16 protein-coding genes are annotated in these 20237 nt (G+C 63.6%); 6 read left to right on the top strand and 10 right to left on the bottom strand.

Annotation, left to right across the window (positions count from 1 at the left end):
• The first annotated feature begins 67 nt into the window (after positions 1–67).
• The 3 genes from E8E91_RS27335 (at position 68) to E8E91_RS27325 (ending at position 2040) form a co-directional block, all read left to right on the top strand.
• Complete coding sequence (locus E8E91_RS27335) at positions 68–667, top strand: DNA-J related domain-containing protein (protein ID WP_280380241.1); 600 nt, start codon at positions 68–70, stop codon at positions 665–667.
• 155 nt (positions 668–822) lie between these two features.
• The gene (locus E8E91_RS27330; RefSeq protein ID WP_280380240.1) at positions 823–1422 is read left to right on the top strand and encodes a Yip1 family protein; all 600 of its coding nucleotides are present in this window, start codon (positions 823–825) and stop codon (positions 1420–1422) included.
• A 126-nt stretch (positions 1423–1548) separates the two neighbouring features.
• On the top strand, positions 1549–2040 hold the full coding sequence (locus E8E91_RS27325) for a SprT family zinc-dependent metalloprotease (protein WP_280380239.1): 492 nt from the start codon (positions 1549–1551) through the stop codon (positions 2038–2040).
• A gap of 113 nt (positions 2041–2153) precedes the next feature.
• Here E8E91_RS27325 and E8E91_RS27320 read toward each other — a convergent pair whose 3' ends face one another.
• From E8E91_RS27320 to E8E91_RS27300, 5 genes are all read right to left on the bottom strand, one after another.
• Positions 2154–3335, bottom strand: a complete 1182-nt coding sequence (locus tag E8E91_RS27320; RefSeq protein WP_280380237.1) for a CaiB/BaiF CoA-transferase family protein — start codon at positions 3333–3335, stop codon at positions 2154–2156.
• Positions 3336–3364: 29 nt separating this feature from the next.
• On the bottom strand, positions 3365–5002 hold the full coding sequence (locus tag E8E91_RS27315) for an AMP-binding protein (RefSeq protein WP_280380235.1): 1638 nt from the start codon (positions 5000–5002) through the stop codon (positions 3365–3367).
• 52 nt (positions 5003–5054) lie between these two features.
• Complete coding sequence (locus tag E8E91_RS27310; protein ID WP_280380233.1) at positions 5055–5885, bottom strand: amidohydrolase family protein; 831 nt, start codon at positions 5883–5885, stop codon at positions 5055–5057.
• A 78-nt stretch (positions 5886–5963) separates the two neighbouring features.
• The gene (locus tag E8E91_RS27305) at positions 5964–7103 is read right to left on the bottom strand and encodes an acyl-CoA dehydrogenase family protein (protein ID WP_280368922.1); all 1140 of its coding nucleotides are present in this window, start codon (positions 7101–7103) and stop codon (positions 5964–5966) included.
• 255 nt (positions 7104–7358) lie between these two features.
• A complete protein-coding gene (locus tag E8E91_RS27300) occupies positions 7359–8654 on the bottom strand; it encodes a dicarboxylate/amino acid:cation symporter (RefSeq protein WP_280368921.1) in 1296 nt (431 codons plus the stop codon).
• A 323-nt stretch (positions 8655–8977) separates the two neighbouring features.
• Between E8E91_RS27300 and E8E91_RS27295 the strand changes: the two genes are divergently transcribed.
• Positions 8978–9976 (top strand): AraC family transcriptional regulator, encoded by a 999-nt coding sequence (locus tag E8E91_RS27295; RefSeq protein WP_280380232.1) that lies wholly within the window; start codon positions 8978–8980, stop codon positions 9974–9976.
• A gap of 158 nt (positions 9977–10134) precedes the next feature.
• Here the strand turns inward: E8E91_RS27295 and E8E91_RS27290 are convergent, their stop codons facing one another.
• From E8E91_RS27290 to E8E91_RS27280, 3 genes are all read right to left on the bottom strand, one after another.
• Complete coding sequence (locus E8E91_RS27290) at positions 10135–11481, bottom strand: ATP-binding protein (RefSeq protein WP_280380369.1); 1347 nt, start codon at positions 11479–11481, stop codon at positions 10135–10137.
• 17 nt (positions 11482–11498) lie between these two features.
• Positions 11499–12176 (bottom strand): response regulator, encoded by a 678-nt coding sequence (locus tag E8E91_RS27285; protein WP_280380230.1) that lies wholly within the window; start codon positions 12174–12176, stop codon positions 11499–11501.
• A gap of 64 nt (positions 12177–12240) precedes the next feature.
• Positions 12241–12846, bottom strand: coding sequence for an outer membrane beta-barrel protein (locus tag E8E91_RS27280; protein WP_280380228.1), 606 nt, complete (start codon positions 12844–12846; stop codon positions 12241–12243).
• Positions 12847–13235: 389 nt separating this feature from the next.
• Here E8E91_RS27280 and E8E91_RS27275 point away from each other — a divergent pair, with 389 nt between their 5' ends.
• Positions 13236–13952, top strand: coding sequence for a 4'-phosphopantetheinyl transferase superfamily protein (locus E8E91_RS27275; protein WP_280380226.1), 717 nt, complete (start codon positions 13236–13238; stop codon positions 13950–13952).
• Positions 13953–14273: 321 nt separating this feature from the next.
• On the opposite strand, the gene E8E91_RS27270 is transcribed toward E8E91_RS27275, so the two are convergent.
• Both E8E91_RS27270 and E8E91_RS27265 read right to left on the bottom strand, forming a co-directional pair.
• Positions 14274–15890, bottom strand: a complete 1617-nt coding sequence (locus E8E91_RS27270; RefSeq protein ID WP_280368913.1) for an ATP-binding protein — start codon at positions 15888–15890, stop codon at positions 14274–14276.
• A 15-nt stretch (positions 15891–15905) separates the two neighbouring features.
• Complete coding sequence (locus E8E91_RS27265; RefSeq protein WP_280368911.1) at positions 15906–16628, bottom strand: response regulator; 723 nt, start codon at positions 16626–16628, stop codon at positions 15906–15908.
• A gap of 715 nt (positions 16629–17343) precedes the next feature.
• Here E8E91_RS27265 and E8E91_RS27260 point away from each other — a divergent pair.
• Complete coding sequence (locus E8E91_RS27260) at positions 17344–20235, top strand: ribonucleoside-diphosphate reductase subunit alpha (protein WP_280380224.1); 2892 nt, start codon at positions 17344–17346, stop codon at positions 20233–20235.
• Positions 20236–20237: the final 2 nt, after the last annotated feature.

The following is a 20237-nucleotide window of genomic DNA, read 5'->3' as shown; positions in this document are numbered from 1 at the left end:
TGGCTATTTTACGCACAAAGCGGGCGCGGCCCCAGCCCCATCGACGGGCCGTGCTAGGCTTGCGCCGATGAACAGCGACCTCGACCCGTCTCTCGACCTCAGCGACCAGCTCCTCGAACTCTTGCGCGGGGCCCCCGAAGGCCTGAGCGAGCATCAGCTGATCCTGGCCCTCAAGGCCCGCCACTCCACCCACATCCCCCACCTGGAACTCACCGACAAGCTGGTGCTGTTCCGCACCCACTTCCTGGTATTCAACGCCCTCTATCATCTTCGCGACCGTCTGAACGGCTCGGGCGACGCCCAGCTCTCCATCAGCCCGCTGTGCGTGCAGCTGCTGCCCTACGTGCCCGGCACGGCAGCGGCCCTCAGTGAGCTCGACCCGCTGCGCGACTACTACCTGAACCTGAAGAACCTGCGGGACACCACAGAGGAAGACGTGGAACGGCTGCTGGCGAGCTTCTGGACGCGCATGCAGGGCAGCGAGGAAAAGCTCGCGGCGTTGGAGCTGTTCGGCCTGCACAACGGCAGCCAGCCCCTCAGCCTGGCCGTGATCAAGCAGCGCTACCGCCAGCTGGTGAGCCAGCATCACCCCGATCGGGGCGGCAGCACCTCGCGCCTGCAATCGATCAACAAGGCCATGGAAATACTTCAACGCTATTACAGCTGACGCCGAATCTTCGATTCGCTCTAAGGCGACGCCGGATGACCTGCCTATACTGCGACATAAGGTCGCATAAGTCGGTCGGGCACCGGTCGGCGCTGTCCACGCGCTGCCGGCGCTTCGCTGGGGGGCGACCTCATAATAATGAGGAGGTGTTCAGCATGATCCACCACGTTTGGGGGCTCTTCACCCATCCCGATCAAGAGTGGCAAGAGATCCGTGGCGAAGACGAAAGCGTCGGCCACATGTACCTCACCCACGTCCTGATCCTTGCTGCAATTCCCGTAATTTCCGCCTATATCGGCACAACCCAGGTCGGCTGGGTACTGGGTAAGGGCGATCCCGTGATGCTCACCCAGGCCAGCGCGTTGCAGATGTCCATCATGTCGTACCTGGCGATGCTCGCCGGCGTGGCGGTGATGGGCGCGTTCATCCACTGGATGGCGCGCACCTATGACGCCAACCCGAGCATTACCGAGTGCATCGTCTTCGCCGCCTACTGCGCGACCCCGCTGTTCATCGGCGGCCTCGCGGCGCTCTACCCGCACCTCTGGTTCGGCGCAACGGTGGGCACACTGGCCATCTGCTACACGGTCTACCTGCTCTACGTGGGCATACCGACGTTCATGAATATTCCGAAGGACGAAGGCTTCCTGTTCTCCAGCTCGGTGCTGGCGGTGGGCCTGGTAGTGCTGGTGGCGATGATCGCCTCCGCCGTGATCCTCTGGGGCTTCGGCCTGGGTCCGGTGTACACCAGCTGACGACATCCGCAGACAGAAGGGCCGCCTGCGGGCGGCCTTTTCTTTTGGCCGGGAATGACCGCTCGGCGCCATCAACTTCGGCAGCACCCGGCTTTACGGCATAATTCCGCGCCAACGGAGTGCCCTATGCCCGAGCAGCTACTTGCCCGCGTCGAGGCCTGTTATCAACAGGCCGAAGCCTTTTTCAAATGCCGGTTCACCCGCCCCGAAGTGAGTTTCAAGCTACGCGGGCAGAAGGCCGGCGTCGCCCATCTGGACGAGAACAAGCTGCGCTTCAATCCGCAGCTCTACCGCGAGAACCAGGAAGACTTCCTGCGCCAGACCGTCGCCCACGAAGTGGCGCACTTGGTCGCCCACCAATTGTTCGGCCCACGCATCCAGCCCCATGGCGAGGAATGGCAGCTGATCATGCGCGGGGTCTACGAACTGCCGCCCAACCGTTGCCACAACTACGAAGTGAATCGGCGCAAGGTGACGCGCTACCTCTATCGCTGCGCGTGCCCTGACGGCCATCCCTTCTCCGCCCAACGCCACGCCCTGGTGGCGCGCGGCAGGCGCTATTACTGCAGGCGCTGCCGGGTGACGCTGGTGTTCAGTGGGGAACAGAGCCGGGTGTAGGGGCGAATTCATTCGCCAAGGGCAGCGCAGCTGACCCGTGAAATCTCGCTGGGCAGGCCTTCGACCTGCTTGGCGAATGAATTCGCCCCTACAGGAATTTCAGCGCCAGCGCCCTACCCCACCACCTTCGCCGCTTTCAGCGCTTCGATCCGCTCGGGGCTCAAGCCCAGTTCGGCCAGCACATCGGCAGTATGGGAACCCACGGGGCCGCCGGCATGGCGCGGCGCAGGCAAGCCGGCGGAGAATTTGATCGGGCAGGCGATCTGCTTCTGCGGCGGCTGGCCGTCGCGCGGCACCTCCACCACCAGTCCACGAGCCTTGATCTGCGGATGCTCCACCGCTTCGGACAACGGCAGCATGGGCTCCACGCAGGCATCCAGGGCGGCGAAGATCTCCACCCACTCGGCGAAGTCACGCTTCTCGAACTCGATTTCAATGGCGAGTTTCAGCTCGCGCTGATCCTCGGGCTTCGGCGACAGCCCCTTGGCCGCCAGCTCGGGACGGCCGATGGCGGCGCAGAATTGCTGCATGAACTGCGGCTCCAGGCTGCCCACCGAGAACCAGCGATCATCGCGGGTGCGGTAGTAGTCGTAGAAGCTGCCACCGTTCAGGGCCTGGTTTTCCATGTCCGGCTCCACGCCCGCACCGAGATAGCCGGCGCCGGCCATACCGTGCAGGGCGAAGGCGCAGTCGGTCATGCTGATATCCACGTGCTGCCCCTCCCCTGTCGCCTGGCGATGGATCACCGCCGCCAGCAGGCCCATCACCCCGTGCAGGGAACCGCCGCCGATGTCCGCCAGCTGCACCCCCAGGGGTAGCGGCCCGCTGTCACGGCGGCCGGTGTAGGAAGCGATGCCGGCCAGGGCCAGGTAGTTGATGTCGTGCCCGGCGCGATCCCGATAGGGGCCGGTCTGGCCATAGCCGGTGATGGAGACGTAGATCAGCTTCGGGTTGACCGCCTTCAGCGCCTCATAGCCCAGTCCCAGGCGTTCCATCACGCCGGGGCGGAATTGTTCGAGGACGATGTCGTAGTCGCGCACCAGTTGCTTGACCAGCTCCACCGCGTCCGTCTGTTTCAGGTCCAGGGCGATGCTGCGCTTGTTGCGGTTGAGGTAGGCGTGGCTGGTGGATTGGCCGCCATCGTGGGGCGGCAGCACGCGCACCAGGTCCATGCGCGTGGGCGACTCGACCCGCAGCACATCGGCGCCCATGTCGGCCAGCAGCAACGAGGCGAAGGGCCCCGGCAGCAGGGTGGAGAAATCGAGGATTTTCAGCGAGGACAACGGGCCTTTCATGGCAACTCCTGATGCGTGTGTTCGAGCGGTCATTCCCAATGCAGCGCCTGGCGCGCATCGAGACGGTCGACCGCCGGGGCGTAACGGGCTTCCAGCACGTTGCGGCGAATCTTCATGGTGGGGGTCATGCAGCCGTTATCTACCGTCCAGGGCTCGCGCACCAGCAGCAGATGACTGACGCGTTCATGGGGCAGAAGCCGGTCGTTGAGTTGTGCGAGGGTAGCCAGCAGGTCCGCCTCCACCTGGGCGCGGGCCTGCTCGCGGGCTGCCGGGCTCAGTTCGACCAGCGCCAGCGGCTGGTCCAGGCCGCTGCCCATCAGGCACACCTGCTCCACCCAGTGGCTCTTGGCAATCTCGCCTTCGATGGGCGCGGGCGCCACGTACTTGCCCTTGCTGGTCTTGAAGATGTCTTTCACCCGGCCGGTGATGCGCAGGTAACCATCGGCATCGATCTGCCCCTTGTCACCGGTGTGCAGCCAACCATCGCGAAGGGTTTCCTGGCTCTTCTCCGGCTCCAGGTAATAGCCCGTCATGAGCGAGGGGCTGCGGTAGAGAATTTCACCGTCGTCGGCGATGCGCAGTTCGTTGTCCGGCATCACCCGTCCCACGGTGCCGAAACGCACCTGCCCCGGCCGGTTGAAGTTGCCGTAGGCGAAGTTCTCGGTCATGCCATAGCCCTCGCAGATGGTCAGGCCAATGCGCTGGTACCACTCCAGCAATGCCACGGGGATCGGCGCTGCTCCGCTCACCAGCACCCGCGCCCGGTCCAGCCCCAGGCCACGACGGATCTTCCAGGCCACCAGGGCGCCGAGCAGCGGAATCGCTAGCAGGCGGTCGAGCCGACGCTGCGGCAGTTTCTCCAGCACGCCCTGCTGGAAGCGCGTCCATAGGCGCGGCACCGAGAAGAACTGGGTCGGGCGGATTTCCCGCAGGTCCTCGGCGAAGGTCTCCAGGGACTCGACGAAGGCGATGCCACCGCCGCAATAGAGGCTGTTGGTGGCCACCAGGAAGCGCTCGGCGGCATGGGACAGCGGCAGATAGGAGAAGAACTGGTCTTCCTGTCCCAGCCCCGTCTCCGCCACCGAGCGGCTGGAGGCGAAGGCGAATGCCCGCGCCGTCTGCATCACGCCCTTGGGCTGGCCGGTGGTGCCGGAGGTATAGAGGATGCTGAGCAGGTCGTCGGGGCGCTGTTCATGAGTTTCGCGCAGCGGCTCGTGGCGCGCCAACAGCTCTCCCCAGGAGTGATCGGCACGCAAGGTCGGATAGGGCATGGCAATGCGTACCACCTCGGCGGGAATGCCCGGTTCGAGGCTCTCGGCATCATCCAGCTTGCCGAGGATGATCACCTTGCACGCCGAGTGGCGCAGCACATAGTCGATGCTGTCCGCCGATTGCAGCGGATAGAGCGGCACGCTGACCAACCCGGCGAGCATGATCGCCATGTCGCTCAGGATCCACTCGGCGCAGTTCTTCGCCAGGATCGCGACCCGGTCCCCCGGCCCGCAGCCCAACGCGCGCAGTGCACTGGCCAGGCGCCGGGCACGGTCGTCGGCCTCACGCCAGGTGATCGGGTGCCAGCTCCGCTCCACCGGCTGGCGCAGCCAGACGCGGTCCGGCGTGGTCGCCACCCAATGGGCAAAACAGTGCAACGGCAGTTGCTCGCTCATCCTTCAGCCCTCTTGTTCTTGTTGTCGGCTCAATCTCCGATGGTCCGTCACTCTAGAGCTTGAACACCCTCCGCGCATTGGCCTGGAGAAACTTATCCCGCACCTCGTCCGGCAACCCCAGTTCGGCCACCTGCTCCATGCAGCGGGCAAGCGACAGCTGCGGGAAGTTGCTGCCGAACATCACTTTGTCCTGGCCGTAGGTCTTCATGTATTGCAGCAGGGCCTGCGGGTAGTAGCGCGGCAGGTAGGCTGAGGTGTCGATATAGATGTTGTCGTGCTTCCAGGCGACGCCGATCATCTCCTCGGTCCAGGGATGGCCGATGTGACCGGCGACGATGCGCAGCTCGGGGAAATCCAGCGCCACTTCGTCCAGGTAGGGCACAGGCCGACCGGTTTCCGAAGGCATCAGCGGGCCGGTGTGGCCGACCTGGGTGCAGAAGGGAATGTCCAGCTCGATGCACTTCGCATAGAGCGGGTAGTAGAGCCGGTGGTTGGGCGGCAGCTTCCACAGCCAGGGCACCACCCGCAGCGCCTTGAAGCCCAGCTCGTTCACCGCGCGGTCCAGCTCACGCAGCGCGGCCATGGGCTTGCTCATGTCCACCGCGGCAACGCCGACGAAGCGGTCCGGGAAGGCGCGGGTGTATTCGGCCACTTCGTCGTTGGTGCTGACCCAGCGCTCCGGCCGGCACCAGGCACTGACCATCAGTTTGTCGATGCCGGCGCGGTCCATCTCGGCCACGGTTTCTTCCGGGCTCAGGCCCTTGTCGAGCAGCGCTGTGGTCCCGGACTTCTCGAACAGCCGCACCGCCTCGGGTATCAGCTCTCGGGTACGGCCGGTGGCCAGCTGGGCCCAGGCATCGATGGCGCCTTTTGCATGAGTCATGACGATTGCCTCGCGTGAGTCAGTCGAAGGTGCGCACGGCGCACCCACAGGTAGGGTGCGCCATGCGCACCGCTTGCCTCAGAGCTTCATCCCGCGGCTGATGATCTCTTTCATGATTTCCGAGGTGCCGGCGAAGATGCGCTGGATACGCGCGTTCGCGTACATCTTGCAGATGGGGTACTCCCACATGTAGCCCCAGCCGCCATGCAGCTGCACGCCCTCGTCCACCACCTTGCACAGCAACTCTGTGGTGAACAGCTTGGCCTCGGCGGCCACCTCCGGGGTGAGCTTCTTCTGGTTGTGATCCATCACGCAGCGGTCGGTGAACACCTGGGCGACGTCGATCTGGGTACGCATTTCCGCCAGCTTGAAGCGGGTGTTCTGGAAGTGCGCCACCGGCCGGTCGAAGGCCTTGCGCTCCTTCACGTAGTCAATGGTGGTGAGCAGCGCCGCTTCGGCACCGGCCACTGCACCGCAGGCGTTGGTCAGGCGTTCCTGGGCGAGCATGTTCATCAGGTAGAAGAAGCCACCCTTGGCATCGCCCAGCAGGTTCTCCTTCGGCACCTTGACGTTGTTGAAGAACAGCTCGGCGGTGTCCTGACTCTTCATGCCCAGCTTCTTCAGGTTGCGGCCGCGCTCGAAGCCTTCCATGCCCCGCTCCACCAGGAACAGGCCCATGGCGTGCTTGTTCGCCGGGTCGGTCTTGGCGGCGACGATCACCACGTCCGCCAGCAGACCGTTGGAGATGAACACCTTGGAGCCGTTGAGCAGGAAGTGGTCGCCCTTATCCACAGCGGTGGTGCGCATGCCGGCCAGGTCGGAACCGGCAGAGGGTTCGGTCATGGCCACGGCGAGAATGGTTTCGCCACGGATGATCCCCGGCAGGAAGCGCGCCTTCTGCTCGGCATTGCCGTACTCGGCGATGTAGGGGCCGCAGAGAGCCGAATGCAGCGGAATCATGAAACCCGGCTCGTTGATGTAGGCCAGCTCCTCACACATGATCTGCTCGTAGCGGAAGTCCTTCAGCCCAGCACCGCCATATTCCTCGTCCGCCCAGGGCAGCAGGAAGCCCATCTCCCCCGCCTTCTGCCAGACGCTGCGGTCGACCACGCCGGCGGCCTCCCACTCTTCCTGATGCGGCACCACTTCCTTCTGCAGGAAGGCGCGAAAAGCGTCGCGGAACAGGTTGTGCTCGGTTTCGAAATGAATGCGCTGCATGGGGTTGCCTCCCTGGGCCGAAGTCGTGCCGCAGGTTAGGCGCCAGCCGCTGGCCCCCTCAATGACGCAAGCGCTCAGAGCGAATTGACGCATTCGGCCAGGCGCGGCGCCGCTCGGCCGGTGCCCGAATTCAGCCGGGATTCGCGAATGAATTCGCTCCCACAAGGAACAATGCAGGCAAAAAAAAGCCCGGCTACGGGGGCCGGGCTTGAGAAAGTCTCCTCACCAGGAGGAGAACGCTGTAGCAGGTGTCGATCAGGCAGCGGTCTGCGGAGCGGACGGGGCTTCGGCCTTGCCGCCGGAAGCCAGCTCACGCTGCAGGGTGTCTTCGTCCAGTTGCTTGCACCACTTGGCGACCACGATGGTGGCAACGCCGTTGCCGATCAGGTTGGTCAGGGCGCGGGCTTCGGACATGAAGCGGTCGATGCCGAGGATCAGCGCCAGGCCGGCAACCGGCAGGTGGCCAACGGCGGACAGGGTGGCAGCCAGCACGATGAAGCCGGAACCGGTGACACCGGCGGCACCCTTGGAGGCGATCAGCAGCACGGCCAGCAGGGTCAGCTGGTGGGTGATGTCCATGGTGGTGTCAGTGGCCTGAGCGATGAACACCGCAGCCATCGTCAGGTAGATGGAGGTGCCGTCCAGGTTGAAGGAGTAGCCGGTGGGGATGACCAGGCCGACCACGGACTTCTTGGCACCCAGCTTTTCCATCTTGTTCAGCATGCGCGGCAGGGCCGACTCGGACGACGAGGTGCCGAGCACGATCAGCAGTTCCTCGCGGATGTACTTGATGAAGCGCAGGATGCTGAAGCCATGGGCGCGGGCGATGCCGCCCAGGACCACCAGGATGAAGAACACGCAGGTGATGTAGAAGCACAGCATCAGCTGGCCGAGCTGCACCAGCGAACCCACGCCGTACTGGCCGATGGTAAAGGCCATGGCACCGAAGGCGCCGATGGGGGCGACCTTCATGATCATGTTGATGATGCCGAACATGACCTGGGCGATGCGGTCGATGAACTCCAGCACCGGCTTGCCGTGGTCACCCATGCGTTGCAGGGCAAAGGCGAAGATCACGGAGAAGAACAGCACCTGCAGGATGTCGCCCGATGCGAAGGCACCAACGATAGTGCTCGGGATCACGTTCAGCAGGAAGGCGATGGTGCTCTGCTGTTCGCCGGCGGCGGCGAAGGCGGCAATGCCCTTGGTGTCCAGGGTGGACGGATCGACATGCATGCCGACGCCAGGCTGGACGATGTTGACCACGACCAGGCCGATGAGCAGGGCAACAGTAGAAACGATTTCGAAATACAGCAGCGCGTAGCCGCCGGTCTTGCCCACTGCCTTCATGTCCTGCATGCCGGCGATGCCGCTGACCACGGTGCAGAAGATGATGGGCGCGATGGCCATCTTGATCAGTTTGACGAAGCCGTCACCCAGGGGTTTGAGGGCGACGCCGGTTTCCGGATAGAAGTGACCCAGCAGGATACCGATGGCGATGGCGACGATGACCTGTACGTACAGGCTCTTGTAGAACGGTTGGCGGGACATGGCAGTGTTCCTTTCAAGTGATCCCGACCTGTTCCGTAAGGCCTGGCGTCACTGTGATCGACGTATCTCCCTGTCTGGGAGACTTTTGTTGTTGTGCGGTCCAGTCGAATGGACGGCACAGTCCCTATTGCAGCCGCTATGCCAAGTCTTAATTTTCAATAAAACCCTTATATTTCAACACTTTAAATACACACCAAAGCTGCGTTCCGATCGACATCGGGCGGATTTCCGCCAAGCACCCGGGGGGAATTCCGCCACTTGCGCCCTTGTGGCCGCCTTTGGCCGGGCCCTACCATCGGCCTCCCCGACCACGGATCGCCCCCATGCGTGAGCGCACCATCGCCAGCCATTTCGTCCGGGCCGCCCTGCGCGGCGCCATGCGCCAGGGCGTGGATTGCGCGCCCGTCCTGCGTGCAGCCGGCATCCAGCCGGCGCTGCTGGATGAACCTCGGGCACGGGTGGCCCCCGAGCAGTTCACCCGGCTGCTGCAATTGCTCTGGGAAGTGCTGGACGACGAGTACATGGGCTTCGGCCTGCAGCGCAGCAAGCGCGGCACCTTCGCCATGATGTGCCACGCCATCATCCACTGCCGCACCCTGGACAAGGCGCTCGGCCGGGGCACCCTCTTCTACGGGCTGTTTCCCGACGCACCGCGCATCAGCCTTGCGCGGGATGGCGACTTCGCCGTGCTGACGGTGGACGACGCGACGCTGTCGGACCCGGACCACTTCCTGGTGGAAAGCCTGTTGGTGATCTGGCACCGCCTGGGCAGCTGGCTGATCGGTCAGCGCATCCGCCTGGAAGAAGCCACGTTCAGCTACGACGAACCGGCCCATGCCGCCGAGTACGAACTGCTCTTTCCCACCAGCCGCCAGTTCGCTGCGCCGCGCACCAGCCTGCGCTTCCATGCGCGCTATCTGGCAATGCCGCTGCTGCAGGACGAACGCACCCTCAGGCACTTCCTCGAACATTCCCCAGCCGACTTGCTGGCCCGTCCGGATGGCGGCGACAGCCTGACCAGCCAGATCCGCCGCCTGCTCGGTCGCGACTGCCGCACCTGGCCGGACCTGGAAGCGGTGGCCCAGCAGCTGCACACCAGCCCGCAGACCCTGCGCCGCCACCTGCGTGAAGAAGGGTCGAGTTTTCAGGAACTGAAGGACCACCTGCGCCGCGACCTGGCCATCTACCACCTGGGCCGGGATGAACTGTCGATCCAGGACATCGCCGAACAGCTCGGTTTCTCCGAGCCTTCAGCATTCCATAGGGCGTTCAAGAAGTGGACCGGGCTGACGCCGGGGGTCTATCGGGCGCAGGAGGCTTGAGCGACTGGCGGGAAATGTCTGTGTAGGGGCGAATTCATTCGCCAAGCAGGACGAAGTCCTGCCGCAGGTTGGCGCCGAGGAACGAGGCCCAACAGCTCAATCCACCCAACCCCCCTCACCCCCGCCCCTCTCCCAGAGGGAGAGGGGAGAAAAGCAGATCAAATCAACGGAAACCGAATCCTGAACTCCGCCCCGCCCAGCGGCGACTCTTCGAGGAACAGCTCGCCGTCGTAGCTCTCGATGATGTCCTTCACCACCGCCGTACCGATGCCCTGCCCCGAATGTTGGGCGTCCAGGCGTTCGCCGCGTTTGAGGATGCGCTCGCGCTGGTCCACCGGCACGCCGGGGCCGTCGTCTTCCACCTTCAGTTCGCAATAACCATCGCGCACCCGCGCACTGACGCGAATTTCCCCCAGGCACAGGCGGAAGGCGTTCTCCAGCAGGTTGCCAAGCAACTCCAGCAAGGCGCCCTGCTCCATGGGGATCATCAGGGCCTTGTCGAAGTCCCGCTCCACGCGCACGCGTTTTTCCCGGTAGACCTTGTCCAGCGCATCGCAGAGGGTGTCCAGCAAAGGCGCCAGTTGCACCCGATGGCGCACCAGGCCGCTCTTGCGCAGGGAAGCGCGCTGCAACTGGTAGCTGATCTGCTGGCTCATACGCTCGATCTGGCTCTGCAGCACCCGCGCCTGTTCGCGATCGTCGGGGCGGGCGGCGATGTTCTCGCTCACGCCCTGCAATACCGAGAGCGGCGTCTTCAGGCTGTGGGCCAGGTCGTCCAGGGAATGGCGGTAGCGCTCGCGCTGGCGGCGTTCGCTGTCCAGCAGGCGGTTTAGGGATTTGGTCAGGCGCAGCAGCTCTCGGGGATGCTCATCGCTCAGGCTGTCGCGGCTGCCGGACTCCACCTGGTCCAGCTCGGCGCTGAGCCCGCGCAGGCTGCGAAAGCCCCAGGTCAGGCCGAACCAGAGCAGCCCCAGCAGCACCAGCAACGCACCGCCCAACCAGACATAGAGCTGTTTGAGGAAGCCGTCGTACATGGACTGGTAGTCGCTCACCGGCTGCATGGTGACGACGCTGTAGGCCGCCTTCTGCCCGCGCAGCAGGTCCACCTCCACGTCATAAACGAAGAACTCGCGCCCCCTGGCGTCCGCGACCCGGAGGAACTCGTGCCCCTGGCCGTCGTAGCGCGGGCTGTACTCGACGCGCTCATCCCGCGACGAAAGCGACTGCCAGACCAGCCGCCCCTCACTGTCATAGATGTAGCCGAGCTGGCTGGCTTCCAGGTTGTCGAATTCCTCGTTGGGCAGCTTGTCGGGCATTTCCAGCTGACCGTTTTCCACCCGGGCCGCAGCGATCAGCGCGCTGGCGTCGGCGGCCAGGCGCTGCTGGATGGACTGGTCGAGGGCAATAACGAAAGCCCCACGCAGGGCCGGCAGCAGGGCAAGCATGAACAGCACCGCCATCGCCGCGGCGCCGAGCATCAGCCGCAGGCGCAGCGACGATCCCAGCTTGCGCCAACTGCGGATCATCGGCAGCGCTCGGTGAACAGGTAGCCCTGGCCGCGCACGGTGTCGATGGGTTTGAAGCCGCTGCCACCCTCCAGCTTGCGACGCAGACGTCCCACCAGCACTTCGATCACATTGGGATCGCGTTCCTCGTCATTCGGATACAGCTGCTCCATCAGCCGCTCCTTGGCCACCACCTGCTGGTGATGCCGCATGAGGTATTCGAGGATGCGGTACTCGTAAGCGGTGAGCGCAATCGGCTCTCCATCCAGCTGTGCCTGCTTGCGATTCAGGTCCAGCAGCAACGGCCCTGCTTCGATGGTGGACTGGACGAAGCCGGACGAGCGCCGCAGCAAGGCATTGAGCCGCGCCTCCAGCTCCTCGAACTGGAATGGCTTGACCACATAATCGTCGGCGCCGGCGGCCAGGCCTTCGACCTTGTCCTGCCAGTTACCGCGGGCGGTAAGAATGAGGATGGGGAAGTTCTGGCCCTGGCTGCGCAGCTGGCGGATCAAATCCAGCCCGCTGATACCAGGCAGGCCGAGGTCGACCACGGCCAGGTCATGGTTGTATTCGGCGGCGCGATAGAGCGCCTCTTCGGCGTTGGGAACGGCATCCACCACGTGGCCCTGTTCGCCCAGGCGGGTGTAGAGGTGATGGCGCAGCAGCGCTTCGTCTTCCACAACCAGCAGTTTCATGGGCAGTTCTCCCTTTCTATGAGTTGGCCGGGCAAAAGCCCGGCCGATGCTGAACAAGGGCGGATCAGAACTTGTAGTTCGCGCCGATGTAGGCCTGGCCGCTGCTGTGCAGGTCCAGGGAGCCCAGGCGCGGGCCGCCGTGTTCACCCATGTCGGTGCTGACGTTGGTACGCAGGTAACGGTAGCCGGCTTCGATCGACGCGTTCTTGCTCAGGTCCTGGAGGATACCGGCCTGCAGGCCAGCAGCGTAGTTGATGTTGCTGTCGCGGCTCATACCCTTGCTTTCCTGCTCCAGCTTCACCAGGCCGAGGGTGGCACCGCCGAACAGCTTGGTGTTGTAGTCACCCACGGGTACGAACACATCGTAGCTGCCGAGCAGGTTTTGCTGGCGCAGCTTGTTGCCGCTGTCCGTATCGGAGAAGTTTTCGTAGGTCATGTAATAGCGGCCGCTATCAGTCATCTGGCCGGCACGCACACCCCAGGTGTCAGTCTTGTGGATAACTTTGTCCAGCTTGGGGTTGTTCAGGTTCGCGTTCAGCGAATCGGACTTCTGGATGTTGTTGTTGGTCTGGCCCCAGGTCAGGCCAACGAAGTTGTCGGCGGCCTGGGCACCAGCAGCGGCGAGGGCCAGGGCGGAAGCGAGGGCGATACGGCTGAAGATAGGGTTCATGATGTGATTCCTCTTCGAGTGGTCGAGTAGTTGGCTGAACTCGGAGCTAGATTGCTCGCCACCCACTGAACCGCTCCTGAACCCTTCTTGAACCTGAGCTGAACGAAACCTCTTACACCGTCCTAAGACACTTTCAGCCCGCCCCCCCTGAATCGCAGGCAAAAAAAACGGGAGCCCATCCGGGCTCCCGCACTCAATTCAGAGAAAATGTCCGGAACCGGCACTGCCAGGCTTCCAGACTACAACCTCACCTGCGTTCCAGAAGAAACGCCCGGCTAGTCTGGCAAAAACCAGGGCCCGGCTTCCGTTTCGCTTTGTTTGCCATTTGCAAACATATGTAAACGGCCGCTCCGCTGGCCGATTCCAACGACGCCGGGCAGAATGCCGCCATGACTTCGAACCACCCCGCCTGCTGCAGTCCCTTCGACGCCACCTGGCCCTTCCCTGAAGCCTTGCCGGGTGTGGTCATGCGCTCCTGCCGCTTCGACCCGACCCTGCTCGCCGCCGACGACTTTGCCCGCAGCGTCATTGCCGCACCGGCCAATATCCAGCGTTCGGTGGCCAAGCGGCAGACGGAATTCCTCGCCGGCCGCCTCTGCGCCCGCAGCGCCCTCCTCGCCCTGACCGGCCGCGCCGATGTGCCTGCCCTTGGTGAAGACCGCGCACCGGTCTGGCCCGCCGGGATCACCGGTTCCATCAGCCACAGCCATGGCTTGGCCACTGCCCTGGTCGCCCATGGCAGTCAATGGCTCGGCCTGGGCCTGGACCTTGAAGAACGCATGTCAGCCGAGCGCGCCCTGCGCCTGGCAAAAGAAATCCTCACCCCCGCCGAACTGCAACGGTTGGATGGCCTCACGCCCGAGCAGAAGGCCGAGCGCATCACCCTGACCTTCTCCATCAAGGAGAGCCTGTTCAAGGCGCTCTATCCCATCGTTCGGAAGCGCTTCTACTTCCACGATGCGGAGCTGTTGGATTGCGATGACGCCCGAGCGCGCCTGAGGCTGCTGATCGACCTGTCGGCGGAATGGAAGGCAGGGAGTGAACTGGAAGGCTGGCATTGCGACTTCCAGGGGCGGTTGTTGAGCCTGGTGGCAGTCGCCGCCTGAAGCGAGCGGCTGGCAATCGCCTCTGTGGGGGCGATTTCAATCGCGAATAAATTCGCTCCCACAAGGCATTGATGGGTATCGCTCCGCTCCACCCATCCGACGAACTGAATCCGCTCGGAACTCCTGTGGGGGCGAATTCATTCGCTGAGGACAGCGCAGCTGTCCCGAATTCTGCAAGACAGACCATCCCCTCAAGTACCCAGCCAACGGGGCGCAATGCACACCGATATCGGAATCACACCGGCGGTTCGCCCTCCCTTGTGGGGGCGATTTCAATCGCGAATGAGTTCGCCCCCACAAGATGTGCCCAGACGGGCCGTGTTACAGCGTCTCCGCCTCGCTCTGCCGGCGCGGCCATACCAGGCTGAACCGCGCGCCGCCCAATGACTCGCTGCGGCCGACCTGTGCGCGGCCGGCGTGCCAGTAGATGATCCGCCGCACGATGGACAGCCCCAGGCCGTGGCCGCCGGAGGCGCGAGTGCGGCTGTCGTCCAGCCGCATGAAGGGTTTGAAGATTTTCTCCCACTGGCTTTCCGGCACGCCAGGACCGTCGTCCTCGACGTCGATGCGGCAGCGCTTGTGGCCAATCTGGTAGTTCAATTGCACGCGTGATTCCGCATGGCGCATGGCATTGCTCACCAGGTTCTGCAGGGCGCGGTGCAGGTAGCGCGGCTCGGCTTCGACCCAGGCCCCGTCGTTGCCGACGTTCAGGCACAGGCCGCGCTCGATGCGTACCGAGGCACGCAAGGGGGACAGTTCGGCGATCACCTGGTCGAACAGCGCATCCAGGTCCACGCGCTGGAAATGCAGGGCCGGCGAGCCCTGCTCCAGGCGCGCGTAAGTCAGCATCTCGTCCACCAGCTTGTCCAGTTCCTGGATGTCGCCGTCCATGCCTTCCATATATTTGCGCCGGGACTCGTCATTGTCGGCGTCGCCGATCATCTCCAGGCCGAAGCGCAGCCGCGCCACCGGGGTACGCAGCTCATGGGACACCGCGCGGATCAGTTCGCGTTGCAGCATCAGCAGGCGCTGCAACTGCTCGGCCATACCATTGAAAGCAGCGGCCAGGCGCCCCACTGAGTCGGCGCCCCTGGTAGGAACCCGCGCATCCAGCTTGCCCTGGGCGATGTCGGTGGCAGCGCTCTCCAGCCCCATCAACCGATGCTCCAGCTGACGCACCAGGAAATACACGGTCAGGCCGATCAGGGTCAGGCCGAGAAAGCCGATCAGCACCAGCATCTGTGGCGGATAAGGGTTCATCTGATGCAACGGGCCCATCTCCAGCACCCAGGGCGTGTCCACCATGCCGGAGAATACGCGGATGGAGTCACCATCCTTGCCCAGCGCCATCACCGTATCGCCCTCGTCCACCCGGCGACGCTGATCGACGTCCAGGTCAGCGTCCTTCAGCGGGATCAGCCGCATGTCGAAGCCGAACTGCTTGTTCTCCTTGATGGACGCCAGGCGCTGGGGCTGTTCGTTCACCGGGAAGCGCACCAGCTCATCCATCAATAGATAGACGGTGGCCCGCGCCAACTGCTCGCTGATCTGCTCCACATCACCAGTCAGCAGCAGCCGCTCGCCCACACTCACCAGGGCGAACACCCGCGCCGCATGGGGGCCGGTCTGTTCCACCAGTACCTGGCCGCGTGTCAGGCGATTGCGCGCGCTGTTGTCCAGCTTCGAGCCCTCCATGGGCTGCAGTTCCAGGGGAATGCCCAGCAGGCGCCCCCAGAGCACCACCGCGCGGCGGCGCTCCACTTCATTCATGGGCTGGAGGTTGTCGGCCATCAGGCGGAAGGTGCCGCGGGCGAGGCTCTCGCGGTACTGGTCAGAACGCACCTGGTTGACCTGGTGGATAGTGAAGACGCCAAGCAGCGCCACCAGCACCAGGGTCACCAGCATGCCGCCGTAAATGCGCAGGAAGATCGAGTTCATGGACTGTCGCCAGCGTCAGAGGCCTTCGGCGGCCTCCCTGACAAATAGATAGCCCTTGCTGCGCACCGTCTTGATCAGGCGCGGATGCATGGGGTCGTCACCGATCTTCGGGCGGATGCGCGAAATGCGCACGTCGATGGAGCGGTCCTGGCCGTCGTACTCGATGCCACGCAGGGAATTGAAGATCTCCTCGCGGGACAGGATGCGCCCAGCGTTCACGGCCAGCAGCCAGAGCAGGTCGAACTCCGCACTGGTCAGCTCGATGCTGCGCTCGTTGAGCCAGGCCTCGCGCATGGCGTTGTCGATCACCAGCGGACCGAACTCCAGGCGGCGCTGGTTTTCCACAACGGGCACCTCGGCGACTACCTCGCTGCGCCGCAACAAGGCACGGATGCGCGCCAGCAGCACTCGCGGGCGCACCGGCTTGCACACATAGTCATCGGCCCCCAACTCCAGGCCCAGTACCTGATCCATGTCATCGGTGCGTGCGGTGAGCATCAGGATCGGCCCCTCGTACTGGCCACGCAGCTTGCGGCAGATGGACAGGCCATCCTCCCCCGGCAGCATCAGGTCCAGCACCACCAGATCCGGGCGCTCCTTGAGGATGCGCGCCACCGCCTGGCCGCCATCGGACTCGATGGAGACCTGCAGGCCGTTGCCTTCCAGGTATTCACGGGTCAGATCGGCCAGTCGCTGATCGTCTTCGACTATGAGGATTCGCCAGGCTTCTTGCTCCACCACGCACTCCCTAGACAGCGTCAGGACCATCGAAAAACGGGTCCGCATTGTATCAATGCCGGATGGATAGCACAGCGCATGCCAGATACGAGCGAAAACACAAGATATTGTGTTAGCTTGCGACGCCATCGACAGCGCCACACTACCTCGAAAACCGTCCATTCGGCGGCGACGAACGGCAGAGCCTAGAGCCACCGGGCCTTTGCATCCGTTACCCTGCAGTCACCCACAAATCACCCACAAGTTATCCACAGGCTAGATGTTGTGGCTCGCCTTGCAATACCCCCGACAGCGCATTATCTTGTACCCCCATCGAGCTCAGCCCCTACATATAGGGGTGAGGGCGTACCACCGGACACTAATTAGAATCAAGCGCTAAAGGCTTTTTCCGAGCCTGACCACCGGTGTGTCACAAGCGGTATTTCACCCACCAAACGCCTCTGGCGAGTGGTGCCGGCCCAGGACACAAAGAACGTGACTGGGGGTCGGAAGCAGGTGAGGCGCCAACAGCGCCCACCACTAGGTATTGTGGTTGTCACGGATCTTTAACACCGTGGCGATTGACTTGTAGGGCCAGGAAGGCACTTGAGTCCTGTCCTTCAGCCCCGAAGCACCACGTGTTCGCGCCCGGCGCCGTTGCCGTGCGTATTGCGTTGTGAAAAGGGAACGAAGGCGATTCAGGCGCCCTTACATAAATCAGAACATGGAGAACCCCATGCAGACCGACACCACTCGCGAGAACCCGCAGGCCACCGCGCCGCAGGCAGCAGATTCCAATCAGGATCTGGCCGCCACCGCGCCCGGCCAGCTGCGCGTGATCAAACGCAACGGCACCGTTGTCGCCTACACCGACGACAAGATCACCGTTGCCATCACCAAGGCGTTCCTCGCTGTGGAAGGCGGTACTGCCGCAGCTTCTTCGCGTATCCATGAAACCGTCGCCCGCCTGACCGAACAGGTCACCGCGACCTTCAAGCGTCGCATGCCCTCCGGCGGCACCATCCACATCGAAGAAATCCAGGACCAGGTCGAACTGGCCCTGATGCGCGCCGGCGAGCAGAAAGTCGCCCGTGACTACGTGATCTACCGCGAGTCCCGCGCCCAGGAGCGCTCCAAGCGCAGCGCCGGCGGCGACGTCGCCCAGCCGCACCCGAGCATCCGCATCACCCGCGCCGATGGCAGCCAGCAGCCGCTGGACATGGGCCGCCTGAACACCATCATCAGCGAAGCCTGCGAAGCCCTGGCCGAAGTCGACGGCGAGCTGATCGAGCGTGAAACCCTGAAGAACCTCTACGACGGCGTAGCCGAGAAGGACGTCAACACCGCCCTGGTGATGACTGCCCGTACCCTGGTAGAGCGCGAGCCGAACTACTCCTACGTCACCGCTCGCCTGCTGATGGACACCCTGCGCGCCGAAGCGCTGGGCTTCCTCGGTGTTGCCGAGAGCGCCACTCACCACGAGATGGCCGACCTCTACGCCAAGGCCCTGCCGGCCTACGTGGAAAAAGGCGTCGAGTTCGAACTGCTCGACCCGCAGCTGAAAACCTTCGACCTGGAAAAACTGGGCAAGGCCATCAACCACGAGCGTGACCAGCAGTTCACCTACCTCGGCCTGCAGACCCTGTACGACCGCTACTTCATCCACAAGGACGGCATCCGCTTCGAACTGCCGCAGGTCTTCTTCATGCGCGTGGCCATGGGCCTGGCCATCGAAGAGAAGCAGAAAGAAGAACGCGCCATCGAGTTCTACAACCTGCTGTCCTCCTTCGACTACATGTCGTCGACCCCGACCCTGTTCAACGCCGGCACCCTGCGTCCGCAGCTGTCGTCCTGCTACCTGACCACCGTTCCGGACGACCTGTCGGGCATCTACAGCGCCATCCACGACAACGCCATGCTGTCCAAATTCGCAGGCGGCCTGGGCAACGACTGGACCCCGGTACGTGCACTGGGCTCCTACATCAAGGGCACCAACGGCAAGTCCCAGGGCGTGGTTCCGTTCCTGAAAGTCGTGAACGACACCGCCGTCGCCGTTAACCAGGGTGGCAAGCGCAAGGGCGCTGTCTGTGCCTACCTGGAAACCTGGCACATGGACATCGAAGAGTTCATCGAACTCCGCAAGAACACCGGTGACGACCGCCGCCGTACCCACGACATGAACACCGCGAACTGGATTCCGGACCTGTTCATGAAGCGCGTATTCGACGATGGCCAGTGGACCCTGTTCTCGCCGTCCGAAGTACCGGACCTGCACGACCTGACCGGCAAGGCCTTCGAAGAGCGCTACGAGTACTACGAAGCCCTGACCCAGTACGGCAAGATCAAGCTGTTCAAGACCATCCAGGCCAAAGACCTGTGGCGCAAGATGCTCTCGATGCTCTTCGAGACCGGCCACCCGTGGCTGACCTTCAAGGACCCGTGCAACCTGCGTAGCCCGCAGCAGCACGTGGGCGTGGTCCACAGCTCCAACCTGTGCACCGAGATCACCCTGAACACCAACAAGGACGAGATCGCGGTCTGCAACCTGGGTTCTGTGAACCTGGTGAACCACATCGTCGATGGCAAGCTGGACACCGCCAAGCTCGAGAAGACCGTCAAGACCGCAGTACGCATGCTCGATAACGTTATCGACATCAACTACTACTCGGTTCCGCAGGCTCGCAACTCGAACCTCAAGCACCGTCCGGTTGGCCTGGGCATCATGGGCTTCCAGGACGCTCTGTACCTGCAGCACATCGCCTACGGCTCCGACGCGGCCATCGAGTTCGCCGACAAGTCCATGGAAGCGGTGAGCTACTTCGCCATCCAGGCTTCCTGCGACCTGGCCGACGAGCGCGGCGCCTACGAGACCTTCGACGGCTCCCTGTGGTCCAAAGGCATCCTGCCGCTGGACTCCCAGCAGATCCTGATCGAGGCCCGTGGCCAGAAGTACATCGACGTCGACCTGACCGAGTCCCTGGACTGGGCCCCGGTTCGCGAGCGCGTCAAGAAAGGTATTCGTAACTCGAACATCATGGCCATCGCGCCGACCGCGACCATCGCCAACATCACCGGCGTATCGCAGTCCATCGAGCCGACCTACCAGAACCTCTACGTGAAATCGAACCTCTCCGGCGAGTTCACCGTGATCAACCCCTACCTGGTACACGACCTCAAGGCTCGTGGCCTGTGGGACCCGGTCATGGTCAACGACCTGAAGTACTACGACGGCTCCGTGCAGCAGATCGAGCGCATCCCGCAAGACCTGAAAGACCTGTACGCCACCGCCTTCGAAGTCGAAACCAAGTGGATCGTCGACGCCGCCAGCCGCCGTCAGAAGTGGATCGATCAGGCCCAGTCCCTGAACCTCTACATCGCCGGCGCCTCGGGCAAGAAGCTGGACGTGACCTACCGCATGGCTTGGTACCGTGGCCTGAAAACCACCTACTACCTCCGCGCCCTGGCCGCCACCAGCACCGAGAAGTCGACCATCAACACCGGCAAGCTGAACGCCGTATCGGCAGGCGGCAGCGACACCCTGCAAGCCGCTCCGGCTGCAGCGCCGGCACCGGCTCCGGTGCCCAGCGCGTGCTCCATCGACAACCCGGACTGCGAAGCCTGCCAATAAGG

The organism is Pseudomonas sp. BN515 (assembly GCF_029873155.1).
GTDB lineage: Bacteria > Pseudomonadota > Gammaproteobacteria > Pseudomonadales > Pseudomonadaceae > Metapseudomonas.
This window is presented reverse-complemented; position numbering and strand designations above follow the sequence as displayed.